This is a genomic window from Terriglobus sp. 2YAB30_2 (assembly GCF_052114765.1).
Lineage (GTDB): Bacteria > Acidobacteriota > Terriglobia > Terriglobales > Acidobacteriaceae > Terriglobus.
Genome location: NZ_JBFRFJ010000009.1, coordinates 1 through 17,425 on the forward strand (window position 1 = coordinate 1; position 17,425 = coordinate 17,425).

Consider the following 17,425-nt stretch of genomic DNA (forward strand, 5'->3'; position numbering starts at 1 on the left):
CGGCTCACTGGGAAAACTCAGAACAAAGAGACACCCAACTCGCCCCTTGGACAGACTTCTACAACCAACAAAGACCTCATGCTAGCCTCAACCTACGCCCGCCCATCAGCAGGCTCCAGATGTCAACAACCTCTTGACCTCCTACAGGTATCCCGAAGACAGGGAGGATGCTCTATCGTGACTTCCGTGGGCCTAGTTGGCCAAAGATTACATCCTGGTGATAACCGGGCAGCAATCGCTTGCTAAGGTCATTCGCAAGAGGGACAGAAAGAGTCCCCCGGCACGTGTCAGTTTCCACCTCGCGGAGGGGTTACCCATGCACGACCTGATTGTCGCTTTTGCCCTCGCCACCATGCTGCTTGCTCCCTGCCTTATCACCTTCAACAGCAACGACGAAGACCCTCACGACACCTGTATGAAATAGGCCGCAAGTATCTTGCGCCTGTGGCCCCGCGCCTGTACTCTTTCCCCCAGTGCCACGCATCCTCATCATTGACGATGAAGACGACATCCGGGAGGTCGCCTCGCTTGCCCTCGAAGCTACCGCCGGATGGGAGATTCTTACGGCCTCCAACGGGCAGGAAGGCATCCAGCGCGCCGCGCAGGAGAAGCCCGACGCCATCCTGATGGACGTAATGATGCCCGGCATGGATGGGCCCACAACCTTCAAGGCCATGCAGGAGAATCCTGAAACAGCGGGTATTCCAGTCATCCTGCTTACGGCCAAAGTACAGGGCGTGGATCAGCGCCGCTTTGCCGGCCTCGGTGTCACCGCGGTACTCTTCAAACCCTTTGATCCCATGACCCTCGCCGACCAGATGGCTGAGGCCCTTGGCTGGTAGGTATCGATGTCGACTGCCCAGGAAAAGACCTCTGCTCTCATCGCCGCGCTGTGGCAGAAGAACCGGCCAATTGTGGAAGAGCGTGTCGCCGTGCTCGGAGCAGACAATGCGGACCACACAGCAATGCTCGAGGCCGCACACAAGCTCTCCGGGGCGCTTGGTATGTATGGATTTCCGGAGGCTTCGGCAATCGCGTCGCAGATCGAATCTGCTCTTCGATGCGGTGACGTGGCGCACATCCCGCAGCTTGTAATCGCATTGCGGGCTGCGATTCCGCCAAGCTAGGACTAGCTATACACTGGGTGCCCCATTCACGCGCCAGCGTGAGTGGGATCTTCGAGCGTAGCTCGAACCGCTTTTCCTGCCTCCTGAAGCATTGAACCGAGCCACATCCCACCCATTGCGCTGCAATGGATGGGGCACCCAGTGTGTGGGTCATCAAATTACAAATGCGAATAGCCCGCTAAGCAGGTCCTTCACGAATCACCCCAGCGAACAGGATGACAACGAGAGACGAGACAGGGATAGAGCTACCGGATGCGCTCCATCTCGCTGCCTGCCATCAGGAACGCGCCAATTCCCTTCAGATCGTCGGCTACTGTCCTCTCATGGATGTAGTAGTCGTACGTCCCGTCGCGATACGGTTTGCCCCCCAGCCCTGATACGGCCACGATGCCGGTCAAGCTGATGGTGCCATCAGGCAGCGTCTTCACAAACTCTCTCTGGATACCTGCCCAGCCACGTACCGCGGACGCCTGGTACCTCTTCGGCACCCAACCCATACGCGCGCCCTTCGCCATGCCGTAAACGAACATCGACGAGGCCGAAGCCTCCACGTAGTTTCCGTCCGACGATCCCTTGTCCAGGACATCCCACCAGACACCGGTCTTCCGGTCCTGCACCTTCTCGAGCGCGGCGACACAGTCGTTCAGATCCTTTACCAGAACTGCCTGCTTGGGATGATCCTTCGGGAAGTACTCCAGGACATCGACAAGAGCTACGACGTACCAGCCCATTGCGCGAGCCCAGAACTCTTTCGAGCGCCCTGTCTTCGAATCGGACCAGCGTTCCTTCCGGCTCTCATCCCAGCCGTGATACATCAGCCCCGTCTTGGGATCGCGCAGATGTTCATCCATCAGCAGGAACTGCTTCGCGATGTCGTCCCACGCTGCCTTGTCATCGAAGGTCGCAGCGTACATGGCATAGAAGGGCTCGGCCATGAAGGCGCCGTCCAGCCACATCTGGTTCGGGTAAATCGCCTTGTGCCAGAAACCACCGCTCGGGGTTCTCGGTTGCTCGTCGAGCTGCGCACGGACGAAGCGAGCCACTGTCTCGTACTTCTTGTCCTTGGTCTCGCGATAGAGCATCAGGGCGGCGCGGCCCATCTCCAGATTGTCCAGCGAGTGCGCATCGGACTTGAAGCCTTTGATCGTTCCATCCTCGGTGATCAGTGCATCCACCGTTTGCTTCACGTAATCGAAGTACTTCTCATCGTTGCTAGACCTCCACTCGGCCGTCAGGCCGTCCAGCATCGTGCCCTCTTCATAAACCCAGCGCGGCGTGGGGTTCCGGCGGATCACCGCGTCTGCCATCTGGCGCGAAGGAGATGCCTGTCCAAACGCCACCCCGGCGAGCAAAATCAGCGGTAAAGCGAGCTTCGAACCACATTTCATATGCCTTGCCAGCATACAGGATTGGTCAGACCGATTTACAGGTGCGTCTGCTCCCAGAGAAACCCGTTCACAGGAAAATGACGCAGATGCAGAAGCGTCTTCCATCCCGGGCGGCAACTCTGTCATCCTTGCTTCTATGACCAACGTGTTAGCTGGCAAGCCTGCTCCGGAATCGATTCTCGTCAATGTCCCACGGCTCATCACGGCCTACTACACACAGAAGCCAGACGTCTCCAATCCTGCTCAGAAGGTCGCCTTCGGAACCAGCGGACATCGCGGTTCCAGCCTGCACTCCAGCTTCAACGAAGACCATATCCTCGCTATTACCCAGGCCATCTGCGAGTTCCGCAAGAATGAAGGCACGACCGGTCCCCTGTTCCTCGCGGCCGACACGCATCCGCTCTCCGATCCCGCATGGGCCTCTGCGCTTGAAGTGCTGGCAGCCAATGGCGTGGAGACGATGATCGACTCCGAACAGGGCTACACTCCCACTCCTGCTCTTTCGCATGCCATCCTGGTCTACAACGCTGGTAAGACCTCCGGCCTCGCAGATGGCATCGTCATCACGCCATCGCATAATCCACCTGAGGATGGCGGCTTCAAATACAACCCACCCAGTGGCGGTCCAGCCGACACTACGGCTACGAAGTGGATCGAGAATCGCGCGAATGAGCTTCTTGCCTCCGGCCTCAAAGGTGTTCAGCGCATCTCACTAACAAAAGCGCTCGCCTCTTCCACGACGCACAAACATGACTTCGTCAGCGAATATGTCGACGACCTCGGTTCAGTACTCGATCTTCGTTCCATCGCGTCCTCGGGTCTCATCTTTGCGGTCGATCCTCTCGGAGGTGCAGGCGTTGCTTACTGGCCTCGCATCGCGGAGAAGTTCAAGCTGCCGCTCACCGTACTCTCGCGGACAGTCGACCCAACCTTCCGCTTCATGACCTGCGACTGGGACGGCAAAATCCGCATGGACTGCTCTTCTCCCTACGCCATGGCCTCACTCATTGCCGGCAAAGACCGCTTCGATGTCACTTTTGCCTGCGACACCGATCATGATCGCCACGGCATCGTGACCCGCAGTTCGAGTCTGCTGAATCCGAACCACTATCTCGCGGTGTCCATCCAATACCTTTTCACGCATCGACCGCAGTGGAGTGAGAAGGTCGGTATCGGCAAGACGCTGGTCTCTTCATCGATGATCGACCGCGTCGCCGCGGGACTCAAGCGCCCCATGCTGGAGGTCCCCGTAGGCTTCAAGTGGTTCGTCGACGGCCTGGTAAACGGCACGCTTGGCTTCGTCGGTGAAGAGTCCGCCGGCGCCAGCTTCCTGCGGCAGAACGGCTCGGTGTGGTCCACCGATAAGGACGGGCTCATCCTTGGCCTGCTCGCCGCGGAGATGACCGTTCGCACAGGAAAGGATCCGGGACAGCTCTATGCCGAACTCACCGCGAAGTACGGCTCGCCGGTGTATCAGCGCATTGATGCTCCCGCAAACCGCGAACAGAAGGCCAAACTGGGTAAGCTGAATCCCTCGCAGGTCACCAGCAAGGAGCTGGCCGGTGAGGCTATCACCGCGGTTCTCACCGAAGCCCCCGGAAACAAGGCGGCCATCGGCGGTCTTAAGGTCACAACGGAGAACGGCTGGTTCGCCGCACGTCCCTCCGGAACGGAAGATGTCTACAAGATCTACGCCGAGAGCTTCAAAGGCGAAGCACATCTGAAGCAGATTCAGCGCGAAGCACAAGAGCTGGTGACGGCCGCGATCAGCTAGCAACTTCTCGACAATCCTCGGCGAAACGGAATTCGCTGAGGATTGTCTTTTAAAAACATGAGTCGTTTCAACTTCGCGCGCAGCGGCACACCAGGCTCTCCTCCCCGCCCGCAACACATATCTTCCACATCCAACTCTTCCTATCGATACGGGAACCATATCCGTCTCACACACGTATGCCCTTGTGAATGCAAAGTTTCGGCACCTCAACGTGAACTTTCGACCGTTCGCTGTGGAAGAGCCTGGACTCCGCAGTGGCTTCAGCTACCATTAAGGTTGAAGCTCGAGGAGAGTTTGTAAGTATGGCTACCGCTACTCCGGAAGCAACCGCCGCCTGTACCCCCGTCGACCAGATCATCGCCGCGCTTCGCCGCGTAGAGGCTCTGGACGGCCTTGCGGAACAAGACTATCTCTGGCTCGCCGAGAACGGCACGGAGCAAAAACTCTCCGCAGGTCAGGAGGTCTTTCAGGAAGGCGATCCCGCTGACCGTATGACCATCCTGCTGAAGGGTGAGGTACACGTTCGCCGTCGCGAACGCGGATCGGTTGCGTTCTTTATCTCACGTGTAGGACAGCTTTCAGGCCTGCTTCCCTACTCCCGTATGAAGACCTACGGCGGCACCGGCTGGGCGGTAGGCGATGTCTGGGGCCTGCACATCTATCGGCACCAGTTCGACGATATGCTTCGCGCTATCCCCGGGATGGGACAGCGCTGCGTCTCCACGCTGCTGAATCGCGTTCGCGATGTCACGCGTATGGAGCAACAATCGGAGAAGATTGCCGCGCTCGGAAAGCTCGCCGCGAACCTTTCGCATGAGCTCAATAACCCAGCCTCTGCGGCGCAGCGAGCGGCTTCGTCACTCCTGGGAGAGCTTCGCACGTACGGCGACTTGAAATACCAGCTCGGCTCACTTTGCCTAACCGAAGATCAGAAGGCGCAGTATCGCGAGTGGGTCACGCGTATGCGGACCAAATCGCCCACGGGCAGCCGGCCGGTGATCGCTCGCGACTCCATTGCCATCGCGGCCCGTGAAGATGACTTTGCGGAGTGGCTGACGGATCACAATGTCAGTGAACCGTGGAAGTATGCCCCCGTGCTGGCGGAGACTACACTCGAAGTCTGCGACCTGGATAATCTGTCGCATATTGGCGACGAGGTATTGCCTATCGCTATAGGCACCATCACCTCCGCTCTCAAGACGGAGCGCATGACTGAGACTGTCATCGACGCGACAGTTCGCATCTTCGACCTGATCTCGGCCATCAAGGACTACTCCTATATGGACCAGGCGCCGATCCAGGAGATTGACCTTGCAGCCGCTCTGGACAACACCCTGGCCATGATGGCGTCTCGGCTTGGCCGCGTAATGGTAGAGCGGGATTACGACCCGATGGTGCCCCACGTGCCCGCCTACGGCAGCGAATTGAATCAGGTCTTTACCGCACTGATCGAAAACGCCCTGGACGCCATGCAGGACAATGGCACGCTACGGCTGCGCACCCGCACCTCCGGCCAGCTTGCCCTGGTTGAGATCTGGGACTCCGGCATCGGCATCCCGCCTGAGATGCAGTCGCGTATCTTTGAGCCCTTCTTCACCACCAAGGCTCCGGGAGAAGGTCTGGGGCTGGGGCTGGACACAGTGCAACGCATCGTCTCCAAACACTCCGGGCACATTTCGGTGGAGTCGCGGCCTGGAGCCACCTGTTTCCAGATTCGCCTTCCGATCGAACAAATGCAGGCATACTAAAGAAATTAAAAGAGATAAGGCCGCCTATCAGGCGGCCTTTCTTTATATTGAAGCCCGACGGTTCAGCCGTGGTGGAGTTGGTGATGATGTTGCACGACCGACCGGGCAAGCGCATACAGAAACGCCCCGAAGACCATCGGCAAACCAGCGATCAGAAATAACAGAGAGTAGACGACAAGCTCTCCCCGTTTCGGTTGCGCCAGGCTGGAGTGGCGGAAAGAAGTATGAAGGGCGATGCCGAGGAGAATATTTACCAGGCAGTACAAAATGATGGTCTCAGACGACATGAAAACTGAGTCCCCCTTTCCATAGGGGATCAACACTAGTACCTCGGTAATGCATTCCGCAAGAAATATTTACGAGGTTGTAGTGTGTCGTTTTACTATTTTGGGACTTTTTGTTTTACTTCGAAACTTCGACGCCGCGCCAGAACGCGACATGATGTTTCACCTGGCGCGCAGCCGGCTTCGGGTCGGGATAGTACCAGGCAGCATCAGGGTTTTCCTGACCGTCGACCACGATGGTGTAGTAGCGAGCCTGGCCCTTCCAGGGGCAACTCGAGGTGGTCGAGCTGGAACGTAGAAACTCACGCTTGACGGTCTCTTCCGGGAAATAGATGTTACCCTCGACCGTTTCGAAATTGTCACTTTCGGCCAGAAGCTGGCCATTCCATACTGCCTTCGCCATGAAAGCGTCCTAATCTTTTCAACAACTTACAGCGTACTTGGACCTTAGTCCCTGCCTATGTTGTATCAGGTTCGGCGCAAAAACGAAAGGCCGGGTAACCCCGGCCTTTCGCATTGGTAAACGTGGATCAGATTCAGGCTTCCACCAGGGGACGCGTCTTCTCAGGATCAGGCCGCTCCAACTCTTTTGGCGCAGGAGCGTCGCCGATTCTCTTCTCGAAGTGGCACTCAGTCGCTGGCTTCGCGGCCTCTTCCCCGGCCTTTACCTTCCGCTTCGGCAGAGCTTCCACATTATTCGGGCAAACCAGGAAGACGCCGTCCTTCCGTTCGACCTCAAGCAGGTAGGTGGAGTTGCACTGGGGGCATGGTCCCGGCACCAGTTTCTGGTTCGAGGTGAAATCGCACTTCGGGTAGTTCGTGCAGCCGTAGAAGGTGGTGTTACGGCGCGTACGCCGTTCGGCGATCTTGCCGCCGCACTTCGGGCAGGGCACGTCGAGCAGGTTCTGCTTGACGTACTTGCACTTCGGATATCCCGAGCAGGAGACGAACTCGCCGTAGGGTCCCTGGCGCTTTACCAGCTCGTTCTTACCGCACTCCGGGCAGATCTCACCTGTCGGCTCCGGTGGCTTCTGCTGGACCTTCTGGTTCAGCTTACGGATGGTCTTACACGGCGGATCGGCGTTATAGTCCGGGCAGCTCATGAACGGACCAAAAGGACCGTTCTTCAACACCATCTGCTTGCCGCAGTTATCGCAGTACTCCTCTTCCAGCTCCGCGTCCTGCGCATCGGGCGACGCGAGATCGGGCTTGTCGGCGAAGTTCTCCTTGGTGAAGTCGCAGGAGAACGGCTCGATGACGATCTTCTTGGCACGCTCAGACGCTTGCGCCAAAGCATCGCGAAGCTGGGCGTTATCCTCGACCTCTTCGGCGAAGGCTTCCGCGTCATCCACCATGCCCTTTACCGTCAGCGGATAGCCGAGCTTGGCAGTGATCTTCTTGATGGCTGCCTTCGGATCCTTCTTCACGCTCGAACCCGCGATGGACATCGGCTTCGCCTTCGAAAAGTTGGAACAGGAGAAGAAGCTGCCGAACTTACCCCACTTCAGGATCAGCGGAGATCCGCACTTTTCGCAGACTTCCGTGGTCGGCTTCTCCCAGCGCTTGATCTCCTCCATGTTCTTCTCGGCGACCGTGAGCTCCTGCTCAAAGTGGTCGTAGAAGCCCTTCAGCAGATCCGTCCACTTCTCCTTGCCGTCCTCAACGTCGTCGAGCTCAGTTTCGAGCTGCGCCGTGTAGTCGTACTTGAAGATGTACGGGAAGTTTTTGACCAGAAGCTCGGTCACGACCATGCCGATTTCAGTGGGCACCAGCTTCGCCTTCATCTTCTTGACGTAGTCGCGCTCCTGGATCGTGTTGATGATCGACGCGTAGGTGGAAGGGCGCCCGATGCCGAGCTCTTCCAGCGTCTTCACCAGCGAAGCCTCATTGAACCGCGGAGGCGGATCGGTGAACTTCTGCTGCGGATCGAGCTTGTTCAGGTTCAGCGCATCGCCCTGGTTCAGCGCCGGCAACCGCGTATCGGTATCGTCGGAGTCATCGTCCTGCTTGCCGGCCTCGTCCTGAGCCTTCTTCGCAACTGCCTGTGGAGCCTCGTAGACCTTCAGGAATCCATCAAACTTCAGCACCGAACCCGAGACGCGGAAGTCGTAGGTCTTATCGCTCTTCGCCGCGATGTCGACCGTGGTCTGATCAAAAACAGCCGGGGTCATCTGACTGGCCACGAAGCGATTCCAGATGAGCTTGTAGAGGCGGTACTGCTCGTCGGTCAGATATTTGCGAATCGAATCCGGCGTGTACTCAACATGCGTCGGACGGATGGCTTCGTGCGCATCCTGCGCATCTTTCTTGCCCTTGAACTGATTCGGCGAAGAGGGCAGATACTGCGTTCCCAGCTTCTTGCCGATGTAGTCACGCGCTTCGGTGATGGCATCCGGCGACACGCGCACCGAGTCAGTACGCATGTAGGTGATGAGACCCACAGTGCCGTCGCTGCCGACATCGATGCCCTCATACAGACGCTGCGCTACACCCATGGTGCGGCGGACATTGAAGCCCAGGCGTCCGGCAGCATCCTGCTGAAGCTTGGAGGTCGTAAATGGTGCCGGCGCGTTACGCCGCCGCTCCTTCTTCTCGACCGCACGAACCGCCCACGTGGCCTTATTCAGAGCCGCGATGGTAGCGTCCGTAATCTTCTGGTCGGGCAAGGCATTCGACAGGAACTGCGCCTTGCCTTCCTTATCTTTGCCATTGGCGACACGTGCCGGTTCTCCATCGATACCGACAAGACGTGCGATAAAGCTCTGCTTGCCGGCCTTCGGCGTCAACTCAGCATCAATGGTCCAGTACTCCACTGGCTGGAACGCATTGATCTCGCGCTCACGTTCCACGATCAGCCGCAGCGCTACGGTCTGCACACGGCCGGCGGAGAGCCCGCGCTTCACCTTGTCCCACAGCAGTGGAGAGATCTGGTATCCCACCAGGCGATCCAAGACGCGGCGCGTCGTCTGCGCATCGACGAGATGTTCATCGATATCACGGGCGTGCTGGAAAGCAGCCTTCACGGCCTTGGGAGTGATTTCGTTGAAGGTAACGCGCTGCACCCGCTTGCCCCGTGCGGCGGGCGAGATCTGCATCTTCAAATGGGCGGCAATCGCCTCGCCTTCGCGGTCAGGGTCAGGCGCGAGGTACACAGCATCAGCCTTGGAGGCGAGCTTTTTCAGGCGGTCAACGACCTTCTCCTTGCCCGGAGAGACGATCAGCGTCGGCTCAAAGGTACGTTTCTTGAGCTCTACCCCGATATCGTTCTTCGGCAGGTCCATGATGTGGCCGATTGAGGCCTCCACCGTGTAGTCGTTGCCAAGATATTTTCCGATTGTCTTTGCCTTCGCCGGGCTTTCGACAATCACCAGTGACTTCGCCATGAGTCTTCCTTCTGCGCTTCCAAACCGCCCGCCGCCGTCGGCGGCCTACTCGCTCTTAATACTGTTGGAGAACCTAACACGCCTCCCGGCCCCGCGGTCAACTGCGGAACATGGCTGCTTCGACGGACTGCAACACAAAACGTAACGAAACCGGGAAAGGTTCACACCATCACACGGACGTAGTTTTTGCCCGGTAACTGCCGCACCAGCCCTGCAAGTTCCAGTTCGAAAAGCGCCGCAAAGATCTCGGCGGGTCCCATCGAACCCTCGAGTTTCTCAATCAACTCATCGAGTTGGACGGCACTATCCATGGCCAGAGCACTGAGCACCTGCCGCTCCTGCTCTCCCAGTGCCGCCAGCCTTCCCTCTCCGTTGGCTGTGTTCTCGGGGAATAGAGATGCGGTTCCACCCGGTGAGGATTCATTCCCGGCCGTAAGCTGGACTCGGACGTCGCTTGGCAGATCCTCCCAAATGTCTTCCCATGTTGCAGTTAGCCGGGCTCCCTGCTTGATCAGCGTATTCGGTCCCCAGGCGTTCTTGTTGGTCACATTTCCGGGAACCGCGTAGATATCTCTCCCCTGCTCCAACGCGCAACGGGCTGTTACCCGGGTGCCGGAATACTCCCCGGCTTCCACTACCAGCACTCCGACGGACATGCCGCTGATAATCCGGTTCCGCACGGGAAAGTTCTGCGGCGCCGGGAAGGTTCCAAGCGGGAATTCGCTTACGATCGCCCCGCCCTTGAGAAGAATTTCTTCCGCAAGTCTCTTGTTTTCTTTGGGATAGATTACGTCAACACCTGTCCCCCAGACGGCTACCGTCTTTCCACCAGCGGTCAGCGCCCCTTTGTGGGCGGCGGTATCGATGCCTCGGGCCATGCCGCTCTGGATGACGAGCCCTCGCGCGGCAAGATCACGCGCTAGCAGCTCCGCCATTCCCTGGCCGTAGGTCGAGGGATGCCGTGTGCCAACCACCGCAATTCCGGGCAGGTTCAGGATTGCAGGATCTCCCCGCAGCCACAGCACTGCGGGCGGGTCATAAATCTGGCGCAGGCGTTCGGGATAGGCCTCATCCTCCGGAGTGAGAAAGGCTACTCCGGCCTCTTCCGCCTTCCGCACCTCGTCCTCCGCCGCAGCAAGCGCCCGCCCGTCGGCGACAAACTGTGCCGCGGCTGCAGGCAGTCCCAGGCCTTCCAGCTCCGTCAGCGGCAGGGTCAACAGGCTCGCGGCGTCTCCCAGGCGCTGCATCGTACGCCAGCTGCGGATCGCCCCCATGCCGGGGGAAAGGATAAGCGCCATCCATGCCAGACGCGCGTCGTTGGTACACGCATTCATTTTTGCTGCTCGGCTCCTGCACTGCAGTTGATGATGTGTAGAAACATTTTCCCTGTTGCTGGGTATCCCGGAAGAGGAGTGTGGCGGCGTTTTCATTGCGGAAAACGCCCCATGGATGAGGAAGCCCTACTCTACACCTACAGAGAAAATGCTCTAGCCACCTTACACCATGCCCAAAGGCAAAACAGAACCGCCGCTGGACAGCGATTGAGTAAACTCGAAAGAGTGGGACGTTTACGTATTTCGGCGATCGGTTTTCTGAACCCTGCACCTCTGCTCTACGACTTTGAGCACTCTGCCAAACGCGAAGCTCTCGCGAAACGGTACGACATTCACTACACGCTGCCGTCGAACTGCGCCCATGAGCTGGCGGAGGGCGAAGCTGATCTGGGACTCATTCCCATTGCCGCGCTTGCGACCATCCCTGATCTTCTGATTGTTCCCGGGTGCACGATCGCCTCGTTGCGCCGCGTCCGCTCCATTCAAATCGTAAGTCGCGTTCCTCTGGATCAGATCCGGACGCTCGCGGCGGACACTTCGTCACGTTCCTCCGTGGCCTACGCAAAGGTGCTCTTCCGGCATTTTCTTGGAACCGATCCGGAGTTCCGGCCGCATGCTCCGCTGGTGGACACCATGCTTGAGCACGCCGATGCTGCCCTGCTGATTGGCGATCCTGCACTCGTCGCCAGCGAATCGCATCCGGTCATCGAGATGCGGGCCGGCCAGCGTCTCTACTGGTACGACGTCGCCGAAGAATGGACGACGCGCACCGGGCTGCCGTGGGTAGCCGCCATCTGGGCTCTACGCGCGGAGGCTTTGGCGCAGACCGATGCCGCACAACTGATCGATGATCTGACCGCCTCTCGCAACGCTGGTCTGGCGCATATCGAGGATCTCGTAACCCATTGGCAGAAACGCATCGCCGTCTCTCCTCAGATCATCCGCACCTACCTCACTGAAAACATCCACTACGTTCTCGATGAGCGGTGTATCGCAGCCATGAAACTCTTCTTCGATCTCGCAGCGGCTACCGAAGCTATTCCGCAGGCTCCGGAACTGCGGTTTGTCGAATAACAACTTTTCATTTGCTCAACCAGAACTTTGCAACACAACTCCGCGTCCTAGCAGGATATGAGGCTCCAGGCCATCCATTCCCGCCGCGGATTAGTGCAACTTGTAACTGGCATGGGCATGGCGGGACTTTTTCTTCTGGCCGTGGTGGACTCATCGTTCATTCCACTGCCCATTCCCGGCGCCACGGACATCCTGCTGGTCATTCTGGCGGCAAGGCAGCATGCATGGCTCTGGATAACCGTCGTGGCGACAGCAGGCTCTCTGGTTGGCGGCAGTATGACTTACCACCTGGGCAAGGTGGGCGGCATGCATACGCTTGAAAAGCGTGTCCCACAGCGTTACCTGAAACGCATCACCAGTTGGACAGCCAAACATGGACTCCTTGCAGTCGCCCTGCCCGCGATTCTTCCTCCTCCTGCGCCGTTGACGCCATTCCTTCTGGCTGCGGGCGTTCTCCAGGTTCCCCGCAAAAAGTTCTACACCGCCTTTGGCATCAGCCGCCTGATACGTCATGGCGCAGCCGCTTGGCTGGGCTACCGCTATGGCCGCTCCATCCTGCGAGGATGGACGCACTTCTCCAGCGAGTGGTCCACGCCGTCGCTGATTGTGCTGTGGGGAGCGCTGATCGCTGTCTGCGCCTGGGGGGTCTATCGTCTGGTAAAGCGAGAACGCAGAGAGGCGCATCAGCACCTCTCTGCGTGAGTGCAGGATTATCGGATCTACTTCCCTTTGAAAGGCTTCTTCAGGTATTTGCGGGCTTCATCGGCCTGACTCTGGTCTCCGACCGGCGCCGAGGCCAACTGGTACTGACGCACGGCATCGTCGCGCCGTCCAAGAAGATCAAGCATCTGGCCCGCATTCAGTTGCGCACGCTTCTTTACCCAGTCGCTTGCGGCAGGAGCCGACGCCGCGGCAAGGTAGTGATCGGCAGCGTCATGGATCAGGTTCTGTCCTCGTTCCGCTTCCGCCAGGCCGTAGTAGGCCATATGCAGCCGAGGCTCGATGAAGTACCCATTCTTGTGCGCGTCGGCAATGACCGCCCGATAGGAATCGACCGCGCGCAAGCCGGTACCGCCGTCCTTCAAAAGATTCGCCTCTTCCAGGCGGAAGAGGTAATCATGCGGATATTGCGCCACCAGAGTCTGCGTTACGCCCAGGGCCTCACCGTATCGTCCATCGTGCCGTAGAAACAGGCTGAGCGCCGTACGAGACTCCACGCTGGTCACGGTCCCGCGGGCAGCACAGTCCCGCAGCAGGACCAGCCCCTTCTCCTTATTGCCGCCTACGCCGAAGATTCCGACCATGATGCGGACCAGCCTGGGAAGGCTGGCGACGGCGAACTGCTGAATTCCCATGGCCATCTTTGCGTCGACATAGTCAGGATCGATCCTTAGCACCTCTTCCGAATCAGTACGGGCGGACAGGCCTTCCTTGGCGGCCTTCGAAAAAGAATGGTCCACGAGTGTGGCGAACGACGCATGCATGCCCTTGGCGTATCCGCGGGCGAACAACGCATCTTTGTCCTTTGGATCGGCCTTCAGGCGGCGCTCCGCAAGATCAACTGCTTTGTTCGTCAGCTCTTCGATCCGCTGGCGCGTCGCAGGACTGACATTCGTCTCGCGCTTGTTGAAGATAAAGCTGTCGTGGGCGTAGTAGGTGGTATCCAGCAGATCCTGCCGGTAGAGTTCGCGATAGAGCGTAACCAGGAGCTGATACCCCACCGCCATCGGATCCTCGGGATGCGCTGCTTCAACCCTGTCAAAGCGCTGGAGCGCGCCGTCGTAATCCAGGTCGTAAAAACGCTCAAACCCTTCCCGGACTATCGGATCCAGGTTCAGGGGATTGGTATGGTGAGCCTGTGCCCACACCGGCTGCGAGATTGTCAGAATCCCCGCCGCCGCTACACTCGCTACAACGCTTCGTACCTTCATCAGACTCCATCTCACCATCAAATACATCTTTTTGTCTTGACCACCTGCCGCAGGCGACCTAGCGTAAGGTCACTGCAGTATTTGTAATTGGACGCTTCTCCTGTCTTTATGACGCGGTACGAACTGTTGACTTTGCTTGTGGGAAAGGCCCATACCAACGGCTTTCCCTTCCGAAAGTGGTACGTTAGCCGCCTTGGTCTGCCCTGGACCAGTGGCGAAGACGCCATTGCTACGCTCTGTGAGCAGCGCCGTTACTACGCCCTGCTTTTCTCTCATGAGTTTGCGTACGCCTTCTGGAAGCCGGGCGAACCCATCACCTTCCAGGTTCCATCGCAGAGCTTTCAACGCCGCATGGCGGACGGCACCATAGGCACCGTCATCCGCAAGCCTTATACGCGCCGTTCTGCACGAACAGATGCGTGGAAGTACCATCTTCGCGAGATGGCTTCAGCAGAGGAACCCCTGCGCTACATGCGGCGCTACCTGCATATTGAAGAAGAGTTCGACGACGCCTAGCTACTTCAGGGAGGCTAATGCCTTCTCTGCCGCTTTTTTTGTCTTTGGCTCGGCATCTGCCTTCAACACAGCCTCAAAGTGCTGCCGTGCTTCGTCCTTTTTGCCAAGCTTCAGCGCCATCTCCGCGGCGCCGAGGTGGGCGTCCGGATCGTCGGCAAACTGATCCAGCGCATCGATGTAGCGGCTATAGGCTCCCTGAATATTGCCGTCTTTGCGATAGAAATCGGCCACCTTCAGGTCTTCATCGAAGCGCTGTTCGGGGGTTTGCTTCTTGGTAATCTCACCTCGGCTGCCCAGATCCTTCAGCTTTACACCTGTGGGCGTCGCCGGACCGGCATCCTCATCCTCAGCCGCCTTCGACTCGTCGCTGGGCTTGCCACCATTCGGCGATGAAGAGGAAGAACCGGAGGAAGACGAAGAGGAAGAATTTCCCACAGGGTCATTCGCTGGGGGTGGATCTTCCCCCGGAAAGGGGAAGCTCTTCTTGGCATCGGCCGGCGTTATCGGCTTCTGCGCAGAAGGCGCATCGGCCTCAGACGTTGGTCTTCGGGGTGCGTCCTTTCCTTCGGCCGCATCGGCCTCAGGCTTTGGCTCCTGCGGCGTGTCTTTTCCTTCGGCTGCTTTACGTGACTCTTCTTCAGGGAACGGAAATGCCTGCTTTACCTGCTTCGGCGTCTGTTGATCGTCTGTCTTTGCTTTGGGGTCGTCGCAGGCCACGGTTTTACCTGCCGCATCCTGGCACGGCTTCGCGGGCTGCTGTGACTGCGACCAGCAGAGACCACTCAACATCACGACCGAACTCAAAACCAGCCAACGCATATGTCGTATTAGACGCCGTGACCGGTGGCGCCGCCAACCCAGGTCACCCCATTTGTTCACAGCCGTTCCGTGCTACTCTCTCCCCACAGGGATACACCCACACAATCTATGCCAGCGACACTCGTCATCCGTTCCAGCGCCATCCACGCAGCCGGTTGTTATACCACTACGCCCATCCGTAAGGGCGCACGCATCGTTGAATATGACGGCCCGCGCATCACTAAGGATGTCGCCGACGAACGTTATGCTGACCGCTTCGTCACCTACCTGTTCGGCGTGGGCGATCGCAATACGGTGATCGATGGCTTCGGTGCGGCGATGTTTATCAATCACTCCTGCGACCCGAACTGCGAGACGCAGGAGATCGATGAACGTGTCTTTGTCGTCGCCCTGCGCAATATCGCCCCCGGCGAAGAGCTGACCTACGAGTACAACCTCTACGACTCTGACGAAGAGGACCAGCCGTGCTACTGCGGCGCTAACGTCTGCCGCGGCACGATGTTCAGCGAAGAGGAGATCCGCCGGCGTAAACGCATCGCCGCACGAACTGCAAAAGTCGGCCGGGCGTAACCAACTGACCCCGATTCAGACAGGATTCATTGTTCAGGAGGGACTGTATCGGCATCGCCGCTGATACAGTCCTTAGGCAGGAGGCCTCACCGAACGATGAAACACCTACTGCCCGCTCTCATCTGCTGCGTACTTACCTCCCAAGCGGTATTTGCGCAGACGATCATTTCCCCCGCCTCAGGCGGCGACATTGCAGCGCCGCTGAATGCTGCGATCGCAACCTGCTCGTCCACCACAGGATGCACTCTCGAGATCGCTCCGTCGACCTCGACCCTCCTACTGAACAGCGTTGTCACGGTGACGAAATCCAACGTCCGTATCCATTGCATCGCCTCGGCGCCGATATATACCAATATCTCGTCCACCCCACTCAGCAGTACGACCGGTGATTATTCGGGGGTGATTGACATTGTCAATGTCGATAACGTCGAACTCAGCGGTTGCACCCTCTACACCGATTCGCTTGGCACGACAGCGGTTCCGACAATCCGTGTGTGGGGATCTTCAAACGTGCGTGTTCACGATATGACGCTGCACTCCTCCGTTTCCCCCGTTTATCCTGCTTTACTCGGAATACGGGCTGAGGGATCCACATCGGCACCAAGCCAGAACATTACCGCTGATCACAATAAAATCACGACGCCATCTATCGGCTTGTCCGTTGGGGACAATGGCCAGCATATCGATTATCACGACAACTCTGTGACAAACAGCTATCAGTGTTTCGATTTCAACGGCCAAAATGGCGGAGCACATCCGGATGCCACGGACATTAACTTCCATGACAACTCCTGCGCAGGCAATACCGCATCCAGCTACGTGGAGTCTGCCAGCAATGTCAGGGTCAAAAATAACTCGTTCTGGAAAGACAGTAGCGGACAAGCCGCCATCGTCATTCACAATACGTTGCCTACTGTCCCCAATCTGCATGTGGATATCAGCGAGAATTCATTCGTCGGCGCCGGGGTCACAGCCTACGCAGCGTGGTTCTACCAGAATGGAAACCATTGGGCCTTCAGCAACAATCGGGTGCAAACGATGAGGATGGATGGAATCCTTGTCGATTCGACCAGTGGAACTCCCGTTTATGGCGAGGTCACAAACAATCAATTCATTGATAATGGGCAGGCTGGCGCATCAGGCGGTTATTGCGGCGTCCGGTTACACCAAAGCGCCGGCAACAACGTCGGCTTCCTCACGATATCGACCAACTTGTTCGTCGATGACCAGGGCAGCAGCCCGACCCAAGCCTATCCTGTGTGCTCCGACGGTGGACAGACACCGTTTTATTTGAAGATCACCAACAATCAAAACTACCTTGCCAACGCGGAATCCCTGCCCGCTGGCTGCAACGATTGCATGGTCTCAGGCAACTTCAAGCCATAAGAGAAACTACGACAGGAGACCCGGCTGCCTTCAGGGAGCCGGGTCTCCTATTTGCGGCTCCCCAATCCACACCCCGCACAGCGATACAATC

The 17,425-nt window shown here is 58.1% G+C and carries 17 protein-coding genes; 10 read left to right on the forward strand and 7 right to left on the reverse strand.

Annotated features, from left to right (window positions below):
* The 3 genes from AB4Y89_RS14505 to AB4Y89_RS14515 all read left to right on the forward strand — a co-directional run.
* Positions 1 to 137, forward strand: a 137-nt coding sequence (locus AB4Y89_RS14505) for an integrase core domain-containing protein (RefSeq protein ID WP_442301836.1), incomplete at its 5' end; no start/stop codon positions are given.
* A gap of 336 nt (positions 138 to 473) precedes the next feature.
* Entirely contained in the window at positions 474 to 842 is a 369-nt protein-coding gene (locus AB4Y89_RS14510; RefSeq protein WP_442301653.1) for a response regulator, read from the forward strand.
* Positions 843 to 848: 6 nt separating this feature from the next.
* Positions 849 to 1,127: an Hpt domain-containing protein gene (locus tag AB4Y89_RS14515; RefSeq protein WP_442301654.1), complete on the forward strand. Its 279-nt coding sequence runs from the start codon at positions 849 to 851 to the stop codon at positions 1,125 to 1,127.
* A 245-nt stretch (positions 1,128 to 1,372) separates the two neighbouring features.
* On the opposite strand, the gene AB4Y89_RS14520 is transcribed toward AB4Y89_RS14515, so the two are convergent.
* Complete coding sequence (locus AB4Y89_RS14520) at positions 1,373 to 2,515, reverse strand: glycoside hydrolase family 88/105 protein (protein ID WP_442301655.1); 1,143 nt, start codon at positions 2,513 to 2,515, stop codon at positions 1,373 to 1,375.
* A 136-nt stretch (positions 2,516 to 2,651) separates the two neighbouring features.
* Here AB4Y89_RS14520 and pgm point away from each other — a divergent pair, with 136 nt between their 5' ends.
* Together pgm and AB4Y89_RS14530 are read left to right on the forward strand one after the other, a co-directional pair.
* Entirely contained in the window at positions 2,652 to 4,289 is a 1,638-nt protein-coding gene (pgm, locus tag AB4Y89_RS14525; protein WP_442301656.1) for a phosphoglucomutase (alpha-D-glucose-1,6-bisphosphate-dependent), read from the forward strand.
* Positions 4,290 to 4,591: 302 nt separating this feature from the next.
* The gene (locus AB4Y89_RS14530; protein ID WP_442301657.1) at positions 4,592 to 6,037 is read left to right on the forward strand and encodes a sensor histidine kinase; all 1,446 of its coding nucleotides are present in this window, start codon (positions 4,592 to 4,594) and stop codon (positions 6,035 to 6,037) included.
* Between the two features lie 62 nt (positions 6,038 to 6,099).
* Here the strand turns inward: AB4Y89_RS14530 and AB4Y89_RS14535 are convergent, their stop codons facing one another.
* The 4 genes from AB4Y89_RS14535 to dprA form a co-directional block, all read right to left on the reverse strand.
* Positions 6,100 to 6,324 (reverse strand): hypothetical protein, encoded by a 225-nt coding sequence (locus AB4Y89_RS14535; RefSeq protein WP_442301658.1) that lies wholly within the window; start codon positions 6,322 to 6,324, stop codon positions 6,100 to 6,102.
* Positions 6,325 to 6,439: 115 nt separating this feature from the next.
* The gene (locus tag AB4Y89_RS14540; protein WP_442301659.1) at positions 6,440 to 6,724 is read right to left on the reverse strand and encodes a DUF427 domain-containing protein; all 285 of its coding nucleotides are present in this window, start codon (positions 6,722 to 6,724) and stop codon (positions 6,440 to 6,442) included.
* A gap of 133 nt (positions 6,725 to 6,857) precedes the next feature.
* Positions 6,858 to 9,704, reverse strand: coding sequence for a type I DNA topoisomerase (topA, locus tag AB4Y89_RS14545; RefSeq protein ID WP_442301660.1), 2,847 nt, complete (start codon positions 9,702 to 9,704; stop codon positions 6,858 to 6,860).
* 161 nt (positions 9,705 to 9,865) lie between these two features.
* Positions 9,866 to 11,038: a DNA-processing protein DprA gene (gene dprA / locus AB4Y89_RS14550; protein ID WP_442301661.1), complete on the reverse strand. Its 1,173-nt coding sequence runs from the start codon at positions 11,036 to 11,038 to the stop codon at positions 9,866 to 9,868.
* Between the two features lie 225 nt (positions 11,039 to 11,263).
* On the opposite strand from dprA, the gene AB4Y89_RS14555 reads away from it, so the two are divergent.
* Positions 11,264 to 12,112: a menaquinone biosynthetic enzyme MqnA/MqnD family protein gene (locus tag AB4Y89_RS14555; RefSeq protein ID WP_442301662.1), complete on the forward strand. Its 849-nt coding sequence runs from the start codon at positions 11,264 to 11,266 to the stop codon at positions 12,110 to 12,112.
* Positions 12,113 to 12,205: 93 nt separating this feature from the next.
* Entirely contained in the window at positions 12,206 to 12,814 is a 609-nt protein-coding gene (locus AB4Y89_RS14560; protein ID WP_442301663.1) for a YqaA family protein, read from the forward strand.
* A gap of 17 nt (positions 12,815 to 12,831) precedes the next feature.
* On the opposite strand, the gene AB4Y89_RS14565 is transcribed toward AB4Y89_RS14560, so the two are convergent.
* Positions 12,832 to 14,043, reverse strand: a complete 1,212-nt coding sequence (locus tag AB4Y89_RS14565) for a hypothetical protein (protein ID WP_442301664.1) — start codon at positions 14,041 to 14,043, stop codon at positions 12,832 to 12,834.
* 108 nt (positions 14,044 to 14,151) lie between these two features.
* Here AB4Y89_RS14565 and AB4Y89_RS14570 point away from each other — a divergent pair, with 108 nt between their 5' ends.
* Positions 14,152 to 14,559 carry a hypothetical protein gene (locus AB4Y89_RS14570; protein ID WP_442301665.1) on the forward strand — a complete coding sequence of 136 codons (408 nt, stop codon included), beginning with the start codon at positions 14,152 to 14,154 and terminating at the stop codon, positions 14,557 to 14,559.
* Here the strand turns inward: AB4Y89_RS14570 and AB4Y89_RS14575 are convergent, their stop codons facing one another.
* The gene (locus AB4Y89_RS14575) at positions 14,560 to 15,378 is read right to left on the reverse strand and encodes a tetratricopeptide repeat protein (RefSeq protein ID WP_442301666.1); all 819 of its coding nucleotides are present in this window, start codon (positions 15,376 to 15,378) and stop codon (positions 14,560 to 14,562) included.
* Positions 15,379 to 15,486: 108 nt separating this feature from the next.
* On the opposite strand from AB4Y89_RS14575, the gene AB4Y89_RS14580 reads away from it, so the two are divergent.
* Both AB4Y89_RS14580 and AB4Y89_RS14585 read left to right on the forward strand, forming a co-directional pair.
* Positions 15,487 to 15,948, forward strand: coding sequence for an SET domain-containing protein (locus AB4Y89_RS14580; RefSeq protein ID WP_442301667.1), 462 nt, complete (start codon positions 15,487 to 15,489; stop codon positions 15,946 to 15,948).
* 96 nt (positions 15,949 to 16,044) lie between these two features.
* A complete protein-coding gene (locus AB4Y89_RS14585; protein ID WP_442301668.1) occupies positions 16,045 to 17,334 on the forward strand; it encodes a hypothetical protein in 1,290 nt (429 codons plus the stop codon).
* Positions 17,335 to 17,425: the final 91 nt, after the last annotated feature.